The organism is Micromonospora sp. NPDC048986 (assembly GCF_040649335.1).
Classification (GTDB): domain Bacteria; phylum Actinomycetota; class Actinomycetes; order Mycobacteriales; family Micromonosporaceae; genus Micromonospora; species Micromonospora alfalfae.
In genome coordinates, this window is the sequence record NZ_JBEZFJ010000017.1 from 1 (window position 1) to 20,628 (window position 20,628).

The following is a 20,628-nucleotide window of genomic DNA, read 5'->3' on the forward strand; positions in this document are numbered from 1 at the left end:
GCGTGGGGCGTGGGGCGTGGGGCGTGGGGCGTGGGGCGTGGGGCGTGGGCGTGGGCGTGGGCGTGGGGCGTGGGCGTGCGCGTGGCGCGTGGGCGTGGGGCGTGGGGCGTGGCGCGTGGGGCGTGGGCGTGCGCGTGGCGCGTGGGCGTGCGCGTGGCGCGTGGGGCGTGGAGGGTGGGGCGGACTAGGCGGCGGTGGACCAGATGGCGCGGAAGGCGGCGGCTTCACCGGAGAGCCATCGTTCGATCTGGTCCGGCTTGGCGTCGGTGGGCATGCGGTGGGCCAGGCCGCGGCGGACGTCGACCAGGACCGGCTCGGCGTGCGGGAGCACAGCGTCCATGTGTCGGGCCATCAGGTGCAGGGTGGCGAGCACCGACTCCTCGCTCGGTGGGGTCTCGTCGAAGTGCAGGCGGACCGCTTCGGCGCGACCGTCGGCGTGGCGTACCCCGAAATGGGGGTTGATCTTGACGGGCAGGTCGCCCAGCATGGCCAGGGCGTCGCGGGTCTGGGCGAGATCGACGGCGGTCGGCTCGCCGAGTGAGCGCAGCCAGGTCGTGGCGCCGGGGACGAGCGCCTGGTAGAGCGGACGCCACCGTGGCTTGACGATGTCGGCGACCCCGGCAAGGTGCGTGCCGCCGGTGTGGAAGGCGATGTCGGCCTTGAGCGCCTTGACGAACTGGCCGTGCGGGTTGAAGCCGGACCGGCTGGCGCGTTGCTTGCGCAGCCCGCCCACGAAGGTCGCCTTGGTGGGGCCGGTGCGGTCGACGTAGCGGGTGAAACCGAGCAGTGTCGCGTAGGGGGTGAGGGGCGTGGAGGCGGGCGCGGTCACGGGCGTCCTCCCAGGTCAGGATCTTGATTAGTACATACATTCTAATCGACGGGTCTGACATTGCCCAGCGAAGTTGAGGGGTCGCGGCCTCCTGGCGACCGGACGAATCGTCGGGTTGGGCGAGTGTCGCGATCCGCCGCCGGTAGGCGGCCGTCGGTGCCTGCTGCCCGGCCTCGCGGGCTGTTGGGGCGCTGTGTCACCAGAGGTCCTGACGCTCGGCGGCTTGCCAGTTGAGGAAGCTGGCTGATCAGAGGAGTAGCTGCCAGAGCGCGGGATGCTCGGTGACTCGCGTTCGCCATGCTGCAAACTTTGTCGTGCTTGTGGCGTTATTGTGCCGTGGTGGTCATTGGTGAGGCATCCAGGGTCATCAGCCCTGGCAGGGATACGGCGGTGCGCACCGTCCAGTCCGCCGACCCCGCGGCCGACCGGGACCGCTACCTGGACCTGCTGCGAACTGTCGCCCTGGCCCGCGTCATGCTCTTCCACGTCACCGGTTGGATCTGGCTGAGCCTGCTGGTGCCGGCGATGGGTCTGATGTTCGGCATCGCCGGCTCGTTGATGGCGGCGTCACTCGACCGGCACGGTCCGCCGGCCGTGCTCCGACGGCTTCGCCGGTTGCTGCTGCCGTACTGGGCGTTCGGCGCGATCGCACTGGTGGTGCTCTCCGCCGGATGGCGTCCACTGCCGAGTGGCGTGGCCGGCTGGGCGGAACTGCTCTGGTGGGTGCTACCCCTGCGGGTGCCGCCGGTGGGTGGGCAGTCCTGGGCCTGGGTGTTCCACATCGGGCTCTGGTACGTCGTCACCTATCTGTGGTTGGTGCTGCTCTCGCCGCTGCTGCTGTGGCTGTTCCGCCGCTGGCCGTGGCCGAGCGTCGGTGTCGCCACCGCACTGCCGGTCGGGATGCACCTCGCCGGTGTGCACGCCGGCTACTTCGTCGCCGCCTACCTGTCCTGCTGGCTGATGGGCTTCGCGCACCATGATCGGCTGCTGCACCGCATCCCGTGGCGGTGGTACGGCTGCCTGGTGGCCGGCCTCGCCGCTGTGGGCGGCACCTGGGTGGTGGCCGCCATGGTGACCGGCCGGGCCGTCGACCTCAACCACATCGCGGGTGGCACCACGCTGTGGTCGATGGCGCTCGTCGCCGTGCTGCTGAGAGTGCGGCCCCGGCTCGTCGGCCGGGTGCCGCTGGGCGTCGTGCTCCGGGTGGTCAACGCCCGCGCGGTGACCATCTACCTGTGGCACATCCCGGCCAGCCTCGGGATGTTCCTGCTGCTCGCGCCGGTGCTCCCGTACAACTCGGTGGCCTCGATCGCGCTGCGACTGACCGGGGTGTGCCTACTGACCGCCGGGGCGGTGCTGCTGTTCGGCTGGATCGAGGACGTGGCCGCCCGGCGGACGCCGGCACTGTTCGGACCATTGTCGGCCGGCAGCCGCTGGGCCCACCGGGGCAGGCACGTCAGAGCTGGCCGACGTCGGTGATCCGCACGACCGCCGCGCCGACCTCGTCCGAGGCCACCAGGTCGATCTCGGCGCTGATGCCCCAGTCGTGGTCGCCGTCCGGGTCGTCGAAGATCTGCCGTACGGTCCACCGCTCCCGGCCCTGCTCGATCATGAGCAGCGCCGGACCGCGGGCGTCCGGCCCGACCCCGATCGAGTCGTACGCCTCGAAGTACGGCGCCAGGGCGTCGGCCCACGCGTCGTAGTCCCAGCCGTCCTCGGCGTCCAACTCGGCGAGCAGGTCCCAGCGGCGCAGCGCGGCCAACTCGACGCGCCGGAACAGCGCGTTGCGCACCAGCACCCGGAACGCCCGCGCGTTGCGGGTCACCGCCGGTGGTCGATCGGTCAGGGCGGCGTGCGCCTGGGCGACCTCGGCCACGTCGGACGGGTTGCGCAGCCGCTCCCACTCGTCGATGAGGCTGGAGTCGACCTGGCGGACCAGCTCGCCCAACCACTCGATGAGGTCGATCAGCTCCTCGGTCTTGGCGTCCTCGGGCACTGTCTGGCGCAGCGTCTTGTACGCGTCGGCCAGATAGCGCAGGACGAGACCTTCCGAGCGGGTCAACCCGTAGAACTGCACGTACTCGGTGAAGGTCATGGCCCGCTCGTACATGTCGCGGACGACGGCCTTGGGGGAGAGTTGGTGGTCGGCGACCCAGGGGTGGCCCTGCCGGTACATCTCGTACGCGGCCTCCAGCAGCTCGGCCAGGGGCTTGGGGTGGGTCACCTCGTCGAGCAGTTCGAGGCGCGCCTCGTACTCGATGCCCTCTGCCTTCATCGCGGCGACCGCCTCGCCGCGCGCCTTGAACTGCTGCGCGGAGAGAATCTGCCGGGGGTCGTCCAGGATCGACTCGATGACGCTCAGCACGTCGAGCGGGTACGACGGGGACTCGGCGTCGAGCAGCTCGATGGTGGCCAGCGCGAGGGGGGAGAGCGGCTGGTTGAGGGCGAAGTCGAGCTGGAGGTCGACGGTGAGCCGGATCCGCCGGCCGGTCTCGTCCGGCTCGGGCAGTTCCTCGACGACCCCGCCGGCACGCAGAGCCCGGTAGATGGCGATCGCCCGGCGGATGTGCCGACGCTGCGCGGCCGGCTCCTCGTGGTTGTCGGTGAGCAGGTGCCGCATCGCGGTGAACGCGTCCCCGGGCCGGCCGATGACGTTGAGCAGCATCGAGTGGCTGACCTGGAAGCTGGAGGTCAGTGGTTCCGGCTCGGCGTCGACGAGTCGGTCGAAGGTGGGCTGGCCCCAGCCGATCGAGCCCTCCGGCGGCTTCTTGCGGACCACCTTGCGGCGCTTCTTCGGGTCGTCACCGGCCTTGGCGAGGGCCTTCTCGTTGTCGATGACGTGCTCCGGGGCCTGCACCACGACCCGGCCGATGGTGTCGTAGCCGGCCCGCCCGGCCCGTCCGGCGATCTGGTGGAACTCCCGGTTTTTCAGCAGCCGGGTACGGACCCCGTCGTACTTGGACAGGCCGGTGAACAGCACGGTGCGGATCGGCACGTTGATGCCGACGCCGAGGGTGTCGGTGCCGCAGATGACCTTGAGCAGGCCGGCCTGGGCGAGGGTCTCCACCAGGCGGCGGTACTTGGGCAGCATGCCGGCGTGGTGCACGCCGATGCCGTGCCGGACCAGCCGGGACAGCGTCTTGCCGAAGCCGGCGGTGAACCGGAAACCACCGATCGCCTCGGCGATCATGTCCTTCTCGGCGCGGGTGCAGACGTTGACGCTGGTCAGCGCCTGGGCGCGTTCCAGCGCGGCGGCCTGGGTGAAGTGCACCACGTACACCGGGGCCTGCTTGGTCTCCAGCAGCTCCTCCAGCGTCTCGTGCAGCGGCGTCATCGCGTACGAGAAGATGAGCGGGACCGGCCGCTCCGCGGTGCGCACGACGGCGGTCGGCCGCCCGGTGCGTCGGGTCAGGTCGTCGACGAAGCGGGTGGTGTCCCCCAGGGTGGCGGACATCAGGATGAACTGGGCCTGCGGCAGCTCGATGATCGGCACCTGCCACGCCCAGCCCCGGTCGGGCTCGGCGTAGAAGTGGAACTCATCCATGATCACCTGGCCGACGTCGGCCTTCGTGCCCTCGCGCAGCGCCAGGTTCGCCAGGATCTCCGCGGTGCAGCAGATGATCGGGGCGTCGGCGTTGACGCTGGCGTCGCCGGTGAGCATGCCGACGTTCTCGGCGCCGAAGACCTCGCAGAGCGCGAAGAACTTCTCCGACACCAATGCCTTGATCGGCGCGGTGTAGAAGGTCGTCCGGCTGTCGGCGAGGGCCGCGAAGTGCGCGGCGATCGCCACCAGGCTCTTACCCGAGCCGGTGGGCGTGTTCATGATCAGGTTGGCGCCGGAGACGATCTCGATGACCGCCTCTTCCTGATGGGGGTAGAGGTCGAGGCCGCGCTCCTTCGCCCAGCCGGCGAACGCGTCGAAGAGGGTGTCGGGGTCGGCGCTTGTCGGCAGCGCGGCGGTGAGCGTCATAGCCTGTCCATGGTGCCTGGATCATGCCCCGGTACGCCAACCCGGCCCGCACCGGATCCCCGTCCCGGCGTCCCGAATGCGCCGCCGCGTTGCCGTTCGGGCGTTTCGCCGGTCACCGTCGGCGGTACAGCAGGTCGGCGACGGGCCGACCGGCCGTGATCGCCCGCCGCTCGAACTTCGTCACCGGGCGGTGCGCCGGCCGTGGCGCGAAGCCGCCGTACGCGTCCACCAGCTCCGGGTCCGCCTCCAGGGTCTCCCGCATCACGTCGGCGTACTCGGCCCAGTCGGTGGCGCAGTGCAGCACGCCGCCGGAGCGCAGCCGGGACCGCAGCAGCGCCACGTGCGCCGGCTGGATGAGCCGCCGCTTGTGGTGGCGGGACTTCGGCCACGGGTCCGGGAAGAAGACGTGCACGGCGTCCAGCACACCCTCGGGCAAGCCGCTGACCAGCGACAACGCGTCGCCCTCCGCCACCCGTACGTTGCGCAGGCCACCGCGCTCCACCAGGTCGAGCAGGTTGGCGATTCCCGGCGTGTGCACCTCCACCGCCAGATAATCTCGATCCGGGTCGGCGGCAGCCATCGAAGCGGTGCTGTCGCCCATGCCCGAGCCGATCTCCAGCACCACCGGCGCCCGGCGACCGAACAGGTCGGCCAGGTCGACGGGCTGCACAGGTCCGTCCGGCACGTCCAGGCCGTACACGGGCCAGAGCCGGCTCAGCGCGTCGGTCTGCCGGTCGCTCATCCGACCCCGGCGGGGGTGGAACGTGCGGATCGTCCGGCTCGCGGGCGGGACGGCGGGGTCATGGTCGGTGGCTGTCACAGCGACCCGAGCGTACGCGACGCCGCCGGCGGATCGGATGTGATGTGCGACCGGAAATGAGAGGATCCAACTGGTACGGCAGGTCGGGTGTTCCACCGCCCGACCCGGCCGCACGGCGTCGAGAGGGGGCATCGTGACAGTGACCCGCGGCGCTGTGACGCTGTCGCTGGTGGCCGTGCTGGCCGGCCCCCTGCTGACCTCCACGCCCGTCCTCGCCGCGCCCGCGCCGGGCGCAGTCGCTCTTGCGTCCCCGTCTGCCGTCGCCGGTCTTGCCGCACCCGGGCGGGCCGTCGCCGTCGGGCTTGCGCCGCAGCCCGGAGGGCCGCCCGGCGGAGCGCCCCAACCGACGCCGGCGGTGGACATCTTCGTCGAGGTCAGCCCCAGCACTGTGCAGCCCGGTTACCTGGTGGGCATCCGGGCCAGTTGTCGGGACAACTCGGTGGGCGCCACTGTGGTCTCCGACGCCTTCGGGGCGGTCGGCGTGCAGCCGCAGCGCGGGGTGCTCACGGCCGCGCCGATGGTCCGCGAGCGCACCCGCCCCGGCAACTACCGGGTCAAGCTGGAGTGCCGCGACGGCGAGACCGCCTCGACGATGCTCCAGGTGGTGAAGAAGGTCCCCGTCCAGCCCAGCCGTGGTCCGGCGACCGGCTTCGGTGGGAGCACCGGCGGGATGACCGGTGGGCTGCTGCTGCCCGGCGGCGCGGCACTGATCATCACCGGTCTGATCGTCGCCGTGATGGCGCTGCGCCGCCCCCGAGCCGCCGCGCGTCGCTGAGGCCGCCATGACGATCTTCCGCCCCACGCCGCCGCCGGCCGGTTCACGCCCGCCGTCGCCTGGTCGTCCCGCCTCGCCGTCGGACGCTGCCCGTCAGCCGTTCGCCGGCCGTCCCGCCTCGCCGCCCGATGACGTTCGGCTGCCCTTGGACGACGGTTGGCCGGGCGACCGCCCGCCAAGGCCCCACCGCCCGCCAAATCCCCACCGCCCGCCGGATCCCCACCGCCCGCCGGATCCCGACCGCCCCTCGGTGGCCGCGCGTCCGCCGACCGCCGTCGCCCCCCGGCGTAGTCGTCCCTCCGGCCGCAGCCCCTGGTCCGTACCGTTGGCTGTGGTGTTGGTGTTGGCCGGGGTCTTCGCCACCGGGGCCGGGCTGGGCCGTTCGGTCGGCCCGTTCGACCTGGCCCCGACCGGCGGCGACCGGCCGGCCCGCAGTGAGTCGGTCGGCTTGTCGGCCAGTCGGCCGGTGCGCCTCTCGGTGCCGGCGATCAAGGTGAGCGCGCCGGTGGCGCCCGTCGGGCAGGCGCGGGACGGCTCGATCGCGGTGCCGCCGTTGGAACGGCACAACGAGACCGGCTGGTACGACCGGGGCCCCACGCCCGGTGAGCCTGGCCCTGCGGTGATCGTCGGGCACGTGGACACGAAGACCGGCCCGTCGGTCTTCTACGACCTGGGCAAGCTGCACCCCGGCGACCTGATCGAGGTGGCCCGGGCGGACGAGTCGGTGGTGGTGTTCCGGGTCGACACCGTGGAGCACTTCCCGAAGGACCAGTTGCCCGCCGAGCGGATCTACGGCCACGACGGGCCACCCGGGCTGCGGTTGATCACCTGCGGCGGGCAGTTCATCGGGGGCCGTACCGGCTACGCCGACAACGTCATCGCCTTTGCCACCCTCCAGTCCTCCCGCAAGTCCTGAGGCCGACCCCGGCCAGGCCCGCAGGGCCGTCCCGCTCGCCTGGCCGTCGGCCTGTCGGCGTCAGTTCAGGAACGCCAGGAGTTGGCTGGTGGTCTCGTCGGGGGCTTCCTCCGGAATGAAGTGCCCGACCGGGACCGGCTCGCCGCGTACGTCGTCGGCCCACTCGCGCCAGATCGCCAGCGGGTCGTCGTAGAGCTTCGCTACCTGGCCGCGTTGGCTCCAGAGAAACAGCACCGGGCAGGCGATCTTCCGGTTTCCGCGATCCGCCTCGTCCTGCTGGTAGTCCAGCGTCGCGGCGGCGCGGAACTCCTCGCAGATCGCGTGGACCGTGGCGGGATCGCTGAACTGCTTGACGTACGCCGCCCGGACCTCGGCGGGGAAGGCGTCCTTCACCTCGGGCCAGGTGTCGAGCATGAAGTCGACGAGCACCGCGGGCGCCGCCTTGATGAACTGCTCGGGCACCGGCGCCGGTGCCGCCAGGAAGGACCAGACCCAGTAGGACAGGCTGAACGTCTTGTCGGCGCGGTTGTAGACGTCGCCGATGGGGACCACGTCCATCACGGCCAGTCGGGTGACGGCGTCCGGTTCGTCAAGCGCGAGTCGGTACGCGCAGCGCGCCCCCCGATCGTGGCCGACGAGTCGGAACTGCTCGTGGCCCAGGCTCCGCATCACAGCGATCTGGTCGCGGGCGATGGCGCGCATGCTGTACGGCTCGTGATCCGGAGTGCTCGGCGGCTTGCCGCTGTCACCCCAGCCCCGCAGGTCGGTGGCGACGACCGTGTAGTGCTCGGCGAGCCGTGGCGCGACATGGTGCCACATGAGGTGCGTCTCGGGGATGCCGTGCAGCAGCAGAACGGGCGGCCCGCTTCCGCCGCGGCGTCCGTGGATCGTCGCGCCGGGCGTCTCGATGTCGAACTCTTCGAAGCCGTCGAACATGATCAGAGTCCCCCGTGCCTTGGGATGCGCCCTGAACGAACGGCGTGGAATGGCTGGCAGGGCGACTGGTGGCCGACTACCGCTCGGTCTGCCTCGACGCTATCAACGGCGACAACCGGTCCGGCGCGATTCGGCTGCGGTGCTGGCTCCCGGGGTTGATCGACACGCGATCCTTGATGTCGGGTGTCCCACTGACGCGGACACCCCGGCTTCAGCGACACCGAGTGGATCGAGCCGCGTTGGCGCCCTGAGGCGGCGCTCCTAGGGCTGGGGGACGTGCAGCGCCACCTCGAACTCCAGCAGGCTGGCGCCGGTGGAGACCGGTGGGCGGGGCTTGTCGCCGGGGGCGGCGGCGTGGGCGGCGCGTGACGGGCCGGCGGCCCACGCCTGGAACGCTTCCTCGCTCTCCCACTTGGTGTAGACGAAGTAGCGGGTCTCGCCGGCCACCGGGCGGAGCAGTTCGAAGCCGAGAAAACCGGGGGAGTTCTCCACGGCGCCGGCCCGCGCGGCGAACCGCTTCTCCAACTCCGCGCCGCCACCGGGCGGGACGTCGATTGCGTTGATCTTCACGACTGCCATCTGCCCACCCTAGCCACTCAGAACGCCTCGACCGCCGGGACCAGGTCCACGTCGACAACGATCGGCGCGTGGTCGGACGGGCCCTTGCCCTTGCGGGCCTCCCGGTCCACGTACGCGGAGCGGACGGCGCGGGCGAACGGCGCGGACGCGTACACCAGGTCGATTCTCATGCCCTTGTTCTGGTGGAACATGCCGGCCCGGTAGTCCCAGTAGGTGAAGGGGTGCGGGCCCTTCATCGGGGTCGGCACGACGTCGCTGAGGCCCAGGTCGCGCAGCGCCGCGAGGGCTGCCCGCTCGGCCGGGGTGACGTGCGTGGAGTGGGTGAAGACCGCCGGGTCCCAGACGTCGGCGTCGGTCGGTGCGACGTTGAAGTCGCCGCAGACCGCCAGCGGCAACTCGCTGGCCAGTTCGGTGTCCAGCGCGTCGCGCAGCGCCGCGAACCAGGCCAACTTGTAGGCGTAGTGCGGGTCGTCCGGCGTCCGGCCGTTGGGCACGTACACCGACCAGACCCGCACCCCGTCGCAGGTGGCGGAGATGGCCCGGGCCTCCGGCTCGGGGAAGCCGGGCTCGTCGGCGAACCCGACCCGGACGTCGCCCAGCCCGACCCGGGACAGGATGGCCACCCCGTTCCACCGGCCGTCGCTGTGGCTGGCCACGGTGTAGCCCAGCTCACCGACCTCGGTCGCCGGGAAGGCGCCGTCAGGGCATTTCGTCTCCTGCAGGCAGACGACGTCCGGCCCGGTGTCGGCCAGCCACTCCAGCAGCCGGGGTAGGCGGGCCTTCACCGAGTTGACGTTCCAGGTCGCCAGGCGCATGCCCCCAGCCTGCCGTATCCGCCGCCGCGCCGCCCCGTCAGCTGCCCGGGGTGTCGCCGGGACGGGTCTGTTCGGCCAGGAACCGTTCCAGTTCGGCGCCGAGTTCGTCGGCAGTGGGCAGCGGGCCGGCATCCGGGGCGAGCAGGCTCTTCTCGCCCCGACCTCGGGCGAACGCGTCGTACTGCTCCTCCAGGGCCTGGACCAGGGCCGCGGCGTCCTCGGTCTGCGCAACCTGCCGGTCGATCTCCACCCGGACCACCTCGGCGGCCGAGCGCAGCCCGTCGCCGGGCAGCAGCAGGCCGGTGCTGCGCGACACCGAGGTGAGCAGCACCTCGGCGGCCGCCGGGTATTCGGTCTGCGCCACGTAGTGCGGCACGTGGGCGGCGAAGCCCAGCGCGTCGCGGCCCTGCTCGCCGAGGCGGAACTCCAGCAGGTGACCGACGCTGCCGGGCACCTGGACGCGCTGCAACCAGGGCTCGTAGCCGGCGATCAGCTCGGGGCGGGTGGCGTGCGCTGTCACCCCGGTCGGCCGGGTGTGCGGGACCGCCATCGGGATCGAGTTGAGCCCCACTGTGAGTCGGACGTCCAGCCGGGCGGCGAGCCCGGCCACGGCGGCCACGAAACGTTCCCACTGCAGGTCCGGTTCGGGGCCGGTGAGCAGCAGGAACGGGGTCTCGTCGTCGTCCTGTAGCAGGTGCAGCTCCAGCTTGGGCGCGTCGACGCTCTCCCAGTGGTCCTCGACGAAGGTCATCACCGGTCGTCGCGATCGGTAGTCGAAGAGCTGGTCGACGTCGAACGTGGCGATCGGCCGACCCTCCAGCGAGGTGAGTAGCTGCTCACGCGCCAGTCGGCTGGCGTTCCCGGCGTCCACGAACCCGGTGAGGGCCTGGATCAGGACCGGCTGCCCGAGGTCGGGCAGATCGTCGGTGAGCTGGTAGAGCTCGTGTGGGTCGAGCACCGGTGCGGACCTCCCTGAAATGTGCCTGCGGGGCGCCGTCGCGACGGAGGGCACCCGTTCGGGCAACGTACCCGCCATCCTGGCGCATTCCTGCGTCGGGCGATCCGTTGGCCGGGTGGTGGGCATGACCGGACCAATCGGCTGTTTACGCCTCCAGGTCGAGCCTGCTGGCCGAACGGACGATGGGTGGTTCGACCCAAAGGCCGAGTTTGTCGATCATGTCAGGCTCGGCGGTGGAATGGTCGATGCTGTCCGGGCCCGTGCCGGTCCGCGTGCGGCGCCAGCTTCATCCGGTACGCGAGGTCCGTTCCCCGGGCGGGTCACCGCGCCCCGCTCGTCCACCAGTGCGGCTCCGATCTGTGTCGAGTGCCACGTGATCACCGTGCGTGATCAGGGTTTGCACCTGCCTAGCCTCGGTTGATGCGTGACGACGGCACCCTCGACGACCCGTACGCCCCGAGCAGGCCCACTGCCGATACGGAGGATGGCACCTCAACCGAACGGACAACCACCGCGAGCCGGCTCCGGGCGTACGCCCGGGACCTCAGCGGTCGACGCCGGGCACAGCTGGCGCTGGCCACCGGTCTGGTGTGCTGCCTCGGTCTGACCGCCGTCGTCCAGGTTCGGAACGACGACGCCGACGCGGCGACCCGAAGTGGATCGCTCTCCGGCTCCGAGTTGGCCCAGCGCGCCGAGCAGCAGCGTGCCTCCCGTTCCCTCGACCGCACGGCTATCCCGAGCCTCTCCGCCGCCCCGTCCGCGTCGGCGAGCCCCGCCGACCCGGACACCAGCGCCCCGGCCCGCACCGTCGCCCCGGCTCGCCCGACCGACCCGGCCCCCGTCGCCGGGCTGGACGAGGACCAGATGGAGAACGCCGAGGCGATCGTCCGTACCGGCCGCAAGATGGGTGTGCCACGCCGAGGTCTGGTGATCGCGGTGGCCACCGCCATGCAGGAGAGCAATCTCTACAACGTGGCCAGCGGCGTGCTGCCCGAGTCGCAGGACTATCCGCACCAGGGCGTCGGCTGGGACCACGACTCGGTCGGGTTGTTCCAGCAGCGTTCCAGCAGCGGTTGGGGCCCGGTGGGGCGGCTGATGGACCCCGAGTTCGCCACCCGGCAGTTCCTCAGCGCGCTGGAGCAGGTGCCCGGCTGGCAGCGGATGCGGCTCACCGACGCCGCCCAGGCGGTACAGGTCTCCGCCTACCCCGAGCACTACCAGCAGCACGAGTGGCGGGCCGCCCGGGTCGTTGACGCGATCGTGCCGGCGGGGCGGTAACCTACCGCCCACTATGGACGGTCAGGGTTGGGGCTGTCGCATCCCGGGTACATGTGTTGCGGGTTCGGGGTACACATGACTACGGGACCATCGACAGGAGGACGCCATGTCACTGATGCAGCGGATCACCACGTTCCTGAGATCGCCGAAGGGGCAGCAGTTGGTCGAGCGGGGTCGTCGAGAGATGGCCAAGCCGGGCAACCAGCAGAAGCTGAAGGGGTTGGCGGCTCGACTGTCCAACCGCCGCCGCTGACCGCTCCATCGGCCGCCCTGTCCACCGTTTCCACCCCTGGGGAGACCTGGTGACCGACACTCCGCCCGTCGGCGGGCAATCCGCCGTCCCTACTCCGCAGCCGTCCGTCGACCTGCCGGCCGGGCCGGTGGACGCCCCCGAGGGTCCGCCGGCCCGGCTCTGGGACCGGATGCGTGACGACCCGCAGTACGCGCCGGAGCACCTTGCCCTGGAGGCGGTGCGCCGCCTCGGGCCGGAAGCCGTGCAGTGGGCCGCCCGGGCCCGGGCCGAGCAGCCCGGGGTTTCCGCCGACGTCCTGGCCGACCAGGCGGCCCGCAAGTTCGTCAACCTGGCCCGACTGTCCGGCGCGGTCTCCGGCGCGGCCGGGCTGCCCGGCGCCGTGATCGACGTGGGCGTGCTGGCCTGGACCCAGGCGCGGATGGTGCTGCACATCGCCGCCGCGTACGACATCGACCCCCTGCACAGTGACCGCGCCACCGACCTGCTGGTGCTCCAGCGGGTGCACAAGGTCGCCGAGAGCGCCCGGCTGGCGCTGGGTGTGGCCGCCGGCCGGGAACGCGCCGACGCGCTCTTCGGCCTGGGCGGCCAGCGTCCGCTCGGTCGGGTCATGCTGCAACTCGGCGTCCGGCTGGCCCAGATGGCCGGCGTCCGGGCCGCGAAACGGATGGTCGCCAAGATCGTCCCCGGTGCGGCCATCGTGCTCGGCACCTGGGCCAACTCGTCGGCCACAAAGGACCTCGCCCAGCGGTCCCGGGCCCTCTACGGCACCCGCGGCAACGCCGTCCCCGAGCCGCGCCAACCCTGACGGACCCCGTCCGGGCTCGTCAGCTGGCCAGGCCGGAGGAGCGCCAGGTCACCTCGGCGATGCGGCCCTGACCGGTGGCGTTGGGGTGGAACCAGTCCAGCGGGTTGAGCAGGTCCAGGGTGAACCGGACCTTGTGCAACGCGCCGCCGTCGTGCCGGCACCGTGATCCGTACGCCCGGCAGGCCGCCTTCAGTTCGGCGTTGTACGCGTCGATCCGGTCCCGGACGGCGGCCCGGCGCGCCCGGTCGGCCGGAGCGGTCGAGGTCGCCTCGGCCAGCAGGGCGGGGCAGATGCCCCGCCGCCACGCGCGGGTCGCCCGGGCGTCGTCGTGCCCGACCTCCCAGAGCCGGTACAGGTCGGGGATGCTCACCACCAGCACCCGGGCCTTCGGCCGGCCGGTCCGGAGGACCCGCAGCCCGCTGTCGACGTCGGCCCGGAACTGCGCCACCGGCGTCATCGCGTCCACCCCGCCCCGACAGACGTCGTTGGCGCCGATCAGCACTGTGACGTAGTCGGCGTGGTCGCGTACCGCAGCCTGGGCCTGACTAACGAGAGCGTCCGCGCGGGCGCCGGGACGGGCGTGGTTGTACGTCCGGTCGCGGATCGCCGGGTTCTGTTCGAGCAGCCGCCGGTAGTGGCTCTGCACCCGCAGCCCGTCCCCGGTCGACCAGGAGTTGCGTTCGCAGGAGGTGAGCACCAGGCAGGAGGCGAAGCCGGTGCTGATCGAGTCGCCGAGGGCGGCGATGCCGCCGGGCCCGCTCGACGGCCTGGCGCTCGTGGTGGGGCGGGGTTCCGCGGAGTTGCCGCCCTCGCAGGCCAGTGCGACAAGCGCCGCGAGACAGGCCAGGGCGGCGACCCAGCGTCGAGGCATGACGTCTCCCGTTCCCGCAGCACAGAGCGACAGCGCGGTAACTCTATGCGCAGGATGCGGTTGGCCGGGAAGTTGCTGTCGGGTATGCGGCAGAGTGCCGACGCGCGAGCCGTCGAGGTGCTATGCGTCCCGCCACGGCGCCCGCTGACCGTGCAGCCACCAGTGCAACGCCCTGGTGATCCGGGGCAGCACCAGATAGGTCATCAGCGGGGTCAGGCAGAGGGTCATCAGCAGCACCCGGGCCGCCAGCGGCACCGCGTCGAGGAAGTGGCTCGTCAACAGGGTGGCGGTCAGGCTCAGCGGGAAGAACGCCAGCCAGATCGTCACCGCCTGCTTCCAGCGGGGCGGCGACGCCGGCGGGGCCGGCTCCACCGGGTCCACCGACTGCTCCAGCGGCCTGTCGAACCAGCCCTCGATCCCGGTGCGCCGCTCGACCCTGGTGTGCTCGACGATGCCCTGCGCCGAGCTGAGCCACCAGAGCCGCTGCGGCGACTCCTCCCACCGGTGCAGCGTCTCGGCGTCGGCGAAGCGGTAGAGCATGTGCCACTCCGGCGAACCGGGGCCGCTCTGCACCCAGCCGACGCCGAGGAACCCGGGGAACGCCTCGGCCAGCGCGGTGCCGGCCCGCATCCAGGCCACCATCTCGCTGGCCCGGTCGGGATCGACGCGGCGGGCGATGGAGACGGTCACCGGCACGGCGAGGGTCATTGACATGCGCCCATCCTGCGGTCGACGAGGCCGCAGCGCGAACGGATGTGCCGGAGCACACCGCCGGGTGCGGGTGTGCAGGCGCGCGGTACCGGTTAATCCGGCCGATCGGGGGTAGGTCGGTGGGTATGACGAGATCGCAGCCCCGGCGCGCCCGTGGCACGGTCGGCCACGCGAACAGCGCGTTGAACCTTCGGCTCACCCTCGCCAGTTTCGGGCTGGTGATCATGGTGATCTTCGCGGTGCTGGCGTTCTGGGCCGGCATCGCCTGGCTCGGCGTACTCTGCGCGATCTTCGCGGTGGTCGCCGTGGTCGACCTGGTCGTGATCCAGCGCCGCCGCGCCGCCCGCCGCCGCGAGGAGCCGGGCGTACGACACTCGTTGTTCGAGTGACAGGAGGACGGAATGCCCCACATCGCCACCACCAACCCCGCCACCGGACAGGTGCTCAAGACCTATGAGGCGATGTCCACCGAGCAACTCGACGACGCCATCGAGCGCAGCGACCTCGCGTTCCACCAGCTGCGGGCGACGACAATCGACCAGCGCGCCCAGTGGATGAACGCCGCAGCCGACCTGCTGGACGCCGAGCGCGACGAGATCGCCCGGATCATGACCACCGAGATGGGCAAGACGTACGTCGCGGCGCAGGCCGAGGTGACCAAGTGCGCCAGCGCCGCCCGCTTCTACGCCGACAAGGCCCCCGCGTTCCTCGCCGACGAGCCCGCCGACGCCGACGCCGTGAAGGCCACCCGGGCGTTCATCCGCTACCAGCCGATCGGCGTGGTGCTCGCGGTGATGCCGTGGAACTTCCCGCTCTGGCAGGTGATGCGCTTCGCCGCCCCGGCGCTGATGGCCGGCAACACCGGCCTGCTCAAGCACGCCTCGAACGTGCCGCAGACCGCGCTGCTATTGGAGGACGTGTTCCGGCGGGCCGGCTTCCCCGAGGGGGCCTTCACCACAGTGCTTGTCGATTCGGAGGCCGTCGACCACATCCTCAGCGATCCCCGGGTCCGCGCCGCGACGCTCACCGGCAGCGAGCCCGCCGGCCGGTCCATCGCGCAGATCGCCGGACGGGAGCTGAAGAAGACAGTCCTCGAACTCGGCGGCAGCGACCCCTTCGTGGTGATGCCCTCGGCCGACGTGGACCGGGCCGCCGAGGTCGCCACCACCGCCCGCTGCCAGAACAACGGCCAGTCCTGCATCGCCGCGAAACGGTTCATCGTGCACACCGACGTGTTCGACGCCTTCGCCGAGAAGTTCGCCGCCAACATGGCCGCGCTGCGCGTCGGCGACCCGATGGACCCGAACACCGACGTCGGGCCGCTGGCCAGCGAGCGGGGCCGCGACGAGGTGCACGCCCAGGTCCGCGACGCTGTCGACAACGGCGCGACAGTGCTCTGCGGCGGCGAGCTGCCGAGCGGCGACGGCTGGTTCTACCCGCCGACAGTGGTCACCGACCTCACCCCGCAGATGCGGATGTGGTCCGAGGAGGTCTTCGGCCCGGTCGCCGGCCTGTTCCGGGTCTCCTCGTACGAGGAGGCGATCGCTGTCGCCAACGCCACCAGCTTCGGGCTCGGCTCGAACGCCTGGACCCGGGACCCGGCCGAGCAGGAGCGCTTCGCCACCGACCTGGACGCCGGCAACGTGTTCATCAACGGGATGACCACGTCGTACCCCGAGTTGCCGTTCGGCGGTGTGAAGAACTCCGGGTACGGACGGGAGTTGTCGGCGCTGGGCATGCGGGAGTTCTGCAACACCAAGACGGTCTGGGTGGGCGAGGGCGCCGCCTCGGCCGGCGCCGGCGCGCACGCCGAGTAGTTCGGGGCGCGGCACGCGTCAGCCGGTGCCGTCGTGGGTAGGAAGTGTGCCCATGACGTCGTTCGGGTTCCACGCCTCGCATGAGCAGATCGGTCCACGCGCCCTGTTGGAGGCGGTGATCCACGCCGAGCGGGCCGGCTTCGACGCCGCCATGTGCTCCGACCACTTCTCCCCGTGGAGCGCCCGGCAGGGCGAGTCCGGCTTCGCCTGGTCCTGGCTGGGCTCGGCGTTGCAGGCCACCGGCATGCCGTTCGGCGTGGTCAACGCGCCCGGTCAGCGGTACCACCCGGCGATCATCGCGCAGGCGATCGGCACCCTCGGCGCGATGTACCCGGGCCGGTTCTGGGCGGCCCTGGGCACCGGCGAAGCCAGCAACGAGCACATCACCGGCGAGCCGTGGCCGCGCAAGGACGTGCGCGCCGCCCGGCTGCGCGAGTGCGTCGACGTGATCCGTGCCCTGCTGGCCGGCGAGGAGGTCAGCCACGACGGCCTGGTCCGGGTGGATCGGGCCCGGCTGTGGACCCGCCCCGAGCAGCCGCCCGCGCTGGTCGGCGCCGCCGTCAGCGTGGCCACCGCCCGCTGGTGCGCCGAGTGGGCGGACGGGCTGATCACCGTGAACGCCCCGGTGGCGCACCTGCGCGAGATGATCGACGCGTACCGGGACGCGGGCGGACGTGGGCCGCTGCACCTCCAGGTGCACGTCTCCTGGGCGCCGGAGCAGGCTCAGGCCGAGGCGCTCGCGTACGACCAGTGGCGCAGCAACGTCTTCGCCCCGCCGGTCTGCTGGGACCTGGAGACCGTCGAACACTTCGACGTGGTCTCCGCCGACGTGCCGGCGCAGCGGGTCGCCGAGGTGGTGAACGTGTCGGCGGACCTGGGTCGGCACGTCGGCTGGCTGGAGGAGTACCTGGAGCTCGGCTTCGACCAGATCGCCCTGCACCACGTCGGGCAGGAGCAGCGCGGCTTCATCGACGCGTTCGGCGCGGAGGTGCTGCCGAAGCTGCGCCCGGGCGGCTGATCGAAGCCGAACGGGCGTACCCCTAGGCTCGTACCCCATGGAAAGCCTGTTTCCGGTAGTCGTCTTCCTGGCGATCGCCACACTGGGTGCCGCGTTGGCGCGCCGGCTCGGCCTGCTCGCGCCGATCGTGCTGGTCGTCCTCGGCCTGGCGCTCTCGTTCGTGCCAGGCTTCCCGCAGGTGGAACTCGACCCGGAGTTGGTGCTGGTCGGCATCCTGCCGCCGCTGCTCTACGTGGCGGCGCTGGAGACCTCGGTGCCGGCGTTCAAGAACAACATCCGGCCGATCCTGCTGCTCGCGGTGGGCCTGGTGTTGTTCACCGCCTTCGTGGTCGGGTTGGTGCTGCACCTGCTGTTGCCGCAACTGCCGTTCGCCATCTGCCTTGCCCTCGGCGCGGTGGTGGCCCCACCGGACGCCGTGGCCGCCACTGCCGTCGCCCGTCGGGTCGGACTGCCCCGCCGGGTCGTCACCATCCTGGAGGGCGAGAGCCTGGTCAACGACGCGACAGCGCTGGTGCTGCTGCGGGTCGCGACGATGGCCACCGTCGGCTCGGCCGTCGGCGCCGACAAGATCGCCATCGAGGTGCTGCGGTCCACCGGCGGCGGCATCCTGATCGGGGCGCTCGGGGCGCTGGTGTTCGGTTTCCTGCATCGGCGGATCACCGACCCGCTGCTGGACAACGCGCTGTCGCTGATCATCCCGTTCGCCGTGGTGTTCACCGCCGAACACCTGCACGCCTCCGGTGTGGTCGCCGTGGTCGTCACCGGCCTGGTGCTCGGGCACAAGCTGCCCCAACTGCTGTCGGCGGCGTCCCGGTTGCAGATCGGCGCGTTCTGGCGGCTGGTCCGATTCCTGCTGGAGGGTCTGGTCTTCCTCCTGGTCGGGTTGCAACTACGGGAGGTGTTGCGCGATCTCGACGAGCCGATCGGATCGCTCATCCTGATCACCTTCGCGGTGCTCGCCACCGTCTTCCTGACCCGGTTCGTCTGGCTCTTCCCGGCCACCTACCTGGCCCGGTTGGTCCCCAGGGTCCGCCGCCGTGACGAGCGACCGTCACCGAAGTTCCCGATCATCATCGGGTGGGCCGGCATGCGGGGCGTGGTGACCCTGGCCGCCGCGCTGGCCCTGCCGCTGACCCTGGCCGGTGACGAGCCGTACCCCAGGGCGTTGTTGATCTGGCTGGCCTTCGCCGTGATCGTTTTCACCCTTGTCGGTCAGGGCGCCACCCTGCCGCTGGTCGCCCGCCGGTTGAAGCTGCCACCGGACGACCCGGTGCAGGACGCGCTCTCCGCCGCCGCCGTGCAGCAGCAGGCCAGCAAGGCCGCCCAGGACCGCCTCGACGAGTTGGCCGACGGCGCGCCCGATGCGGTGGTGGACCGGCTGCGCCGCGCGGTGGAGGACCGCACCAACATGGCGTGGGAACGACTCGGCGGCGACGAGCGGGAGACCCCGTCGCAGGCGTACGGTCGGCTGCGGCAGGAGATGATCGACGCCGAGCGGGATGTGTTCCGGGCGGCCCGAGACTCCGGTCGGATCCCTGAGGAAGTGCTGGTGCGGGCCTACCGTGACCTGGACCTGGAAGAGTCGTTGCTGCGAGAGGTTGAGAAGTGAGCTGTCAGCACCTGACCGAGGCCGGTGCCGCCGAGCCGCGTACCCCCGACGAGTGCGCGGACTGCGTCGCCGTCGGCGACACCTACTGGGTGCACCTGCGCACCTGCCTGAGCTGCGGGCAGGTCGGCTGCTGCGACTCGTCGCCGAACCAGCACGCGAGCAAGCACTTCGCGTCCACCGGCCACCCGGTGATCCGCTCGGCGCAGCCGGGCGAGGCCTGGCGCTGGTGCTTCGTCGACGAGGAGATCGGTTGACGGTCAGTCCTGCTGCGCTGACCGGTTGACGCGGTGGGCCAGTGCGCGTCGGGTGAGTGGCGGCACGGCGAGGCCGGTGAGCGCGAGCAACCCCGCCAGCACCAGCCAGCCGACCGGGCCGCCGTCGATGATCAACCAGGCCAGCAGGGCCGGCCCGGCCGCACGGACCAGCCCGGCGAGCAGTCCGTCGACCCCCTGGTAGGCGCCGAGGGCGTCCGGGGTGGCGAGGTCGTAGGCCAGCGCCGCTCCGGCCCCGGCGTGCCACAGGTCGCCCACGGTGTAGATCACCGTCGCGCCCAGCAGCAGGCCGACCGCCACAGTGGTGGGCACGACGGCGGTCGCGGCCCAGAGCAGCATCCCGGCCGCGAGCGCCAGCCCGGCCCGGCGCATCGTCGCCGCCGCCGGCACCGCGTGCCGGGCGCTCCCACTGAGCCGTACGGCGAGCAGCACCGTGAGCAGCGTGTTGACCAGCAGGAGGGCGGAGGTCGTCACCAGAGGCGCATCGGTGTGCGCCACCACCCACAGCGGCAGCACCAGCGTCAACGCCACGTGGTGCACGGAGAGCACCGCCGAGGCTCCGGCGACCGCGAGGAAGGGCCCGTCGCGCAGCGCCCGGCCGGCTCTCTGCCGCACTGGCCGCCGGGCCGGCGGGTACGCCGGGAGTCGCATGATCAGCGCCGCCGAGACCAGATAGGTGGCGACGTTGCCGAGCACCAGCAGTCGGTACGCCCACCCCGTGCCCGCCAGCAGCGCGAACGCGGCCAGCCCCGCACCGAGCGCCACGCCCAGGTTGGCCACCGCGCGCAGGGTGGCGAAGGCGTGCACCCGGCCCTGCGGGCCGCCCACCGCGGCGACCAGCGCCGCGCGGACGGCAAGGTTGCCGGAGATCAGCAGAGCGTCCAGTGTGGCCACCAGCACAAAGACCGGGAAGGAGTCGATCAGCAGGTACGCGGCGGCGACGGCGGCCTGTGCCAGTTGCAGGACGGCCCGGAGGCTGCGGGGGTCACGTCGGTCGGCGAGCCCGCCGAGCGGGACGCTGGCAGTGAGCCCGACCAGGCCGGCGAGAGTGAGCCCGAGCCCCACCTCGGTCGGGTTCAGCCCCACGACGCGGGTGAGGAAGAGCGCCGCACCCGTCACCCACAGCCCGGTGCCGACCGTGTTGGCGAGGGTGGCCAGCGACAGAGTGCGCAGCCGACCGGGCGGCGGGAGCGGCGACAGCGACAGCCAGCGTCCGCCGACCCCCGCCGTGGTGCCCACACCTCGACCGTAGGGTCGGCGGATGCTCGCCGACGCCCCGCCGGGTGCGGCATCCGTCACAGCCCGCCTCCGGATCCCCGGCCACGGTCGGTTGCTTTCAGCGGTGACGATTGCGTGGCCACTCGCAAGGATGGACAGAGGCGGTCTTCGCGGTCGC

Annotated in this window: 21 protein-coding genes; 11 read left to right on the forward strand and 10 right to left on the reverse strand. The window is 71.8% G+C overall.

What is annotated here, in order from left to right; translation table 11 throughout:
- Positions 1–184: 184 nt before the first annotated feature.
- Positions 185–829: a hypothetical protein gene (locus AB0B94_RS28335; protein WP_357287189.1), complete on the reverse strand. Its 645-nt coding sequence runs from the start codon at positions 827–829 to the stop codon at positions 185–187.
- 390 nt (positions 830–1,219) lie between these two features.
- Between AB0B94_RS28335 and AB0B94_RS28340 the strand changes: the two genes are divergently transcribed.
- The gene (locus AB0B94_RS28340) at positions 1,220–2,308 is read left to right on the forward strand and encodes an acyltransferase family protein (RefSeq protein ID WP_357287192.1); all 1,089 of its coding nucleotides are present in this window, start codon (positions 1,220–1,222) and stop codon (positions 2,306–2,308) included.
- Here AB0B94_RS28340 and AB0B94_RS28345 read toward each other — a convergent pair.
- A complete protein-coding gene (locus AB0B94_RS28345) occupies positions 2,286–4,799 on the reverse strand; it encodes a DUF3516 domain-containing protein (RefSeq protein WP_357287196.1) in 2,514 nt (837 codons plus the stop codon). The genes AB0B94_RS28340 and AB0B94_RS28345 overlap by 23 nt on opposite strands.
- A 112-nt stretch (positions 4,800–4,911) precedes the next feature.
- The gene (gene trmB, locus AB0B94_RS28350; RefSeq protein ID WP_357287582.1) at positions 4,912–5,541 is read right to left on the reverse strand and encodes a tRNA (guanosine(46)-N7)-methyltransferase TrmB; all 630 of its coding nucleotides are present in this window, start codon (positions 5,539–5,541) and stop codon (positions 4,912–4,914) included.
- 208 nt (positions 5,542–5,749) lie between these two features.
- Between trmB and AB0B94_RS28355 the strand changes: the two genes are divergently transcribed.
- Together AB0B94_RS28355 and AB0B94_RS28360 are read left to right on the forward strand one after the other, a co-directional pair.
- Positions 5,750–6,394: a hypothetical protein gene (locus AB0B94_RS28355; RefSeq protein WP_357287585.1), complete on the forward strand. Its 645-nt coding sequence runs from the start codon at positions 5,750–5,752 to the stop codon at positions 6,392–6,394.
- A gap of 250 nt (positions 6,395–6,644) precedes the next feature.
- Positions 6,645–7,310 (forward strand): class F sortase, encoded by a 666-nt coding sequence (locus AB0B94_RS28360; RefSeq protein WP_357287199.1) that lies wholly within the window; start codon positions 6,645–6,647, stop codon positions 7,308–7,310.
- Positions 7,311–7,370: 60 nt separating this feature from the next.
- Here AB0B94_RS28360 and AB0B94_RS28365 read toward each other — a convergent pair whose 3' ends face one another.
- The 4 genes from AB0B94_RS28365 to AB0B94_RS28380 form a co-directional block, all read right to left on the reverse strand.
- On the reverse strand, positions 7,371–8,246 hold the full coding sequence (locus AB0B94_RS28365; protein WP_357287202.1) for an alpha/beta hydrolase: 876 nt from the start codon (positions 8,244–8,246) through the stop codon (positions 7,371–7,373).
- Between the two features lie 261 nt (positions 8,247–8,507).
- Positions 8,508–8,825: an antibiotic biosynthesis monooxygenase gene (locus tag AB0B94_RS28370; RefSeq protein ID WP_145784112.1), complete on the reverse strand. Its 318-nt coding sequence runs from the start codon at positions 8,823–8,825 to the stop codon at positions 8,508–8,510.
- A gap of 17 nt (positions 8,826–8,842) precedes the next feature.
- The gene (locus tag AB0B94_RS28375) at positions 8,843–9,640 is read right to left on the reverse strand and encodes an exodeoxyribonuclease III (protein WP_357287207.1); all 798 of its coding nucleotides are present in this window, start codon (positions 9,638–9,640) and stop codon (positions 8,843–8,845) included.
- A 37-nt stretch (positions 9,641–9,677) separates the two neighbouring features.
- Entirely contained in the window at positions 9,678–10,598 is a 921-nt protein-coding gene (locus AB0B94_RS28380) for a PAC2 family protein (protein ID WP_091401570.1), read from the reverse strand.
- Positions 10,599–11,018: 420 nt separating this feature from the next.
- On the opposite strand from AB0B94_RS28380, the gene AB0B94_RS28385 reads away from it, so the two are divergent.
- The 3 genes from AB0B94_RS28385 to AB0B94_RS28395 all read left to right on the forward strand — a co-directional run bounded on the left by AB0B94_RS28385 (position 11,019) and on the right by AB0B94_RS28395 (position 12,934).
- Positions 11,019–11,876 (forward strand): peptidase M23, encoded by an 858-nt coding sequence (locus tag AB0B94_RS28385; protein ID WP_357287212.1) that lies wholly within the window; start codon positions 11,019–11,021, stop codon positions 11,874–11,876.
- 106 nt (positions 11,877–11,982) lie between these two features.
- Positions 11,983–12,129 carry a hypothetical protein gene (locus AB0B94_RS28390; protein ID WP_167457721.1) on the forward strand — a complete coding sequence of 49 codons (147 nt, stop codon included), beginning with the start codon at positions 11,983–11,985 and terminating at the stop codon, positions 12,127–12,129.
- A 49-nt stretch (positions 12,130–12,178) separates the two neighbouring features.
- Entirely contained in the window at positions 12,179–12,934 is a 756-nt protein-coding gene (locus AB0B94_RS28395; RefSeq protein WP_357287218.1) for an EcsC family protein, read from the forward strand.
- A gap of 19 nt (positions 12,935–12,953) precedes the next feature.
- Here AB0B94_RS28395 and AB0B94_RS28400 read toward each other — a convergent pair whose 3' ends face one another.
- Together AB0B94_RS28400 and AB0B94_RS28405 are read right to left on the reverse strand one after the other, a co-directional pair.
- Positions 12,954–13,805 (reverse strand): GDSL-type esterase/lipase family protein, encoded by an 852-nt coding sequence (locus AB0B94_RS28400; protein ID WP_357287221.1) that lies wholly within the window; start codon positions 13,803–13,805, stop codon positions 12,954–12,956.
- 120 nt (positions 13,806–13,925) lie between these two features.
- A complete protein-coding gene (locus tag AB0B94_RS28405; protein WP_357287224.1) occupies positions 13,926–14,519 on the reverse strand; it encodes an antibiotic biosynthesis monooxygenase in 594 nt (197 codons plus the stop codon).
- Between the two features lie 122 nt (positions 14,520–14,641).
- Here AB0B94_RS28405 and AB0B94_RS28410 point away from each other — a divergent pair, with 122 nt between their 5' ends.
- The 5 genes from AB0B94_RS28410 to AB0B94_RS28430 are packed head-to-tail and all read left to right on the forward strand — an operon-like array spanning position 14,642 to position 19,214.
- Entirely contained in the window at positions 14,642–14,905 is a 264-nt protein-coding gene (locus AB0B94_RS28410) for a DUF6343 family protein (RefSeq protein WP_130400182.1), read from the forward strand.
- A 12-nt stretch (positions 14,906–14,917) separates the two neighbouring features.
- A complete protein-coding gene (locus AB0B94_RS28415; protein ID WP_357287229.1) occupies positions 14,918–16,333 on the forward strand; it encodes an NADP-dependent succinic semialdehyde dehydrogenase in 1,416 nt (471 codons plus the stop codon).
- A 52-nt stretch (positions 16,334–16,385) separates the two neighbouring features.
- A complete protein-coding gene (locus AB0B94_RS28420) occupies positions 16,386–17,351 on the forward strand; it encodes a TIGR03885 family FMN-dependent LLM class oxidoreductase (protein WP_357287232.1) in 966 nt (321 codons plus the stop codon).
- Positions 17,352–17,388: 37 nt separating this feature from the next.
- Entirely contained in the window at positions 17,389–18,960 is a 1,572-nt protein-coding gene (locus AB0B94_RS28425) for a Na+/H+ antiporter (protein WP_357287235.1), read from the forward strand.
- Positions 18,957–19,214, forward strand: coding sequence for a UBP-type zinc finger domain-containing protein (locus tag AB0B94_RS28430; RefSeq protein WP_357287239.1), 258 nt, complete (start codon positions 18,957–18,959; stop codon positions 19,212–19,214). The genes AB0B94_RS28425 and AB0B94_RS28430 overlap by 4 nt, the downstream gene beginning before the upstream one ends.
- 3 nt (positions 19,215–19,217) lie before the next feature.
- Here AB0B94_RS28430 and AB0B94_RS28435 read toward each other — a convergent pair whose 3' ends face one another.
- On the reverse strand, positions 19,218–20,471 hold the full coding sequence (locus AB0B94_RS28435) for an MFS transporter (RefSeq protein ID WP_357287242.1): 1,254 nt from the start codon (positions 20,469–20,471) through the stop codon (positions 19,218–19,220).
- Positions 20,472–20,628: the final 157 nt, after the last annotated feature.

Bases quoted from the DNA above. Each gene is read 5' to 3' on its own strand.
- AB0B94_RS28345 (WP_357287196.1), bottom strand. From the start codon at position 4,799: ATGACGCTCACCGCCGCGCTGCCGACAAGCGCCGACCCCGACACCCTC.
- trmB (WP_357287582.1), bottom strand. From the start codon at position 5,541: ATGAGCGACCGGCAGACCGACGCGCTGAGCCGGCTCTGGCCCGTGTAC.
- AB0B94_RS28365 (WP_357287202.1), bottom strand. From the start codon at position 8,246: ATGTTCGACGGCTTCGAAGAGTTCGACATCGAGACGCCCGGCGCGACG.
- AB0B94_RS28370 (WP_145784112.1), bottom strand. From the start codon at position 8,825: ATGGCAGTCGTGAAGATCAACGCAATCGACGTCCCGCCCGGTGGCGGC.
- AB0B94_RS28375 (WP_357287207.1), bottom strand. From the start codon at position 9,640: ATGCGCCTGGCGACCTGGAACGTCAACTCGGTGAAGGCCCGCCTACCC.
- AB0B94_RS28385 (WP_357287212.1), top strand. From the start codon at position 11,019: ATGCGTGACGACGGCACCCTCGACGACCCGTACGCCCCGAGCAGGCCC.
- AB0B94_RS28390 (WP_167457721.1), top strand. From the start codon at position 11,983: ATGTCACTGATGCAGCGGATCACCACGTTCCTGAGATCGCCGAAGGGG.
- AB0B94_RS28400 (WP_357287221.1), bottom strand. From the start codon at position 13,805: ATGCCTCGACGCTGGGTCGCCGCCCTGGCCTGTCTCGCGGCGCTTGTC.
- AB0B94_RS28405 (WP_357287224.1), bottom strand. From the start codon at position 14,519: ATGTCAATGACCCTCGCCGTGCCGGTGACCGTCTCCATCGCCCGCCGC.
- AB0B94_RS28410 (WP_130400182.1), top strand. From the start codon at position 14,642: ATGACGAGATCGCAGCCCCGGCGCGCCCGTGGCACGGTCGGCCACGCG.
- AB0B94_RS28415 (WP_357287229.1), top strand. From the start codon at position 14,918: ATGCCCCACATCGCCACCACCAACCCCGCCACCGGACAGGTGCTCAAG.
- AB0B94_RS28420 (WP_357287232.1), top strand. From the start codon at position 16,386: ATGACGTCGTTCGGGTTCCACGCCTCGCATGAGCAGATCGGTCCACGC.
- AB0B94_RS28425 (WP_357287235.1), top strand. From the start codon at position 17,389: ATGGAAAGCCTGTTTCCGGTAGTCGTCTTCCTGGCGATCGCCACACTG.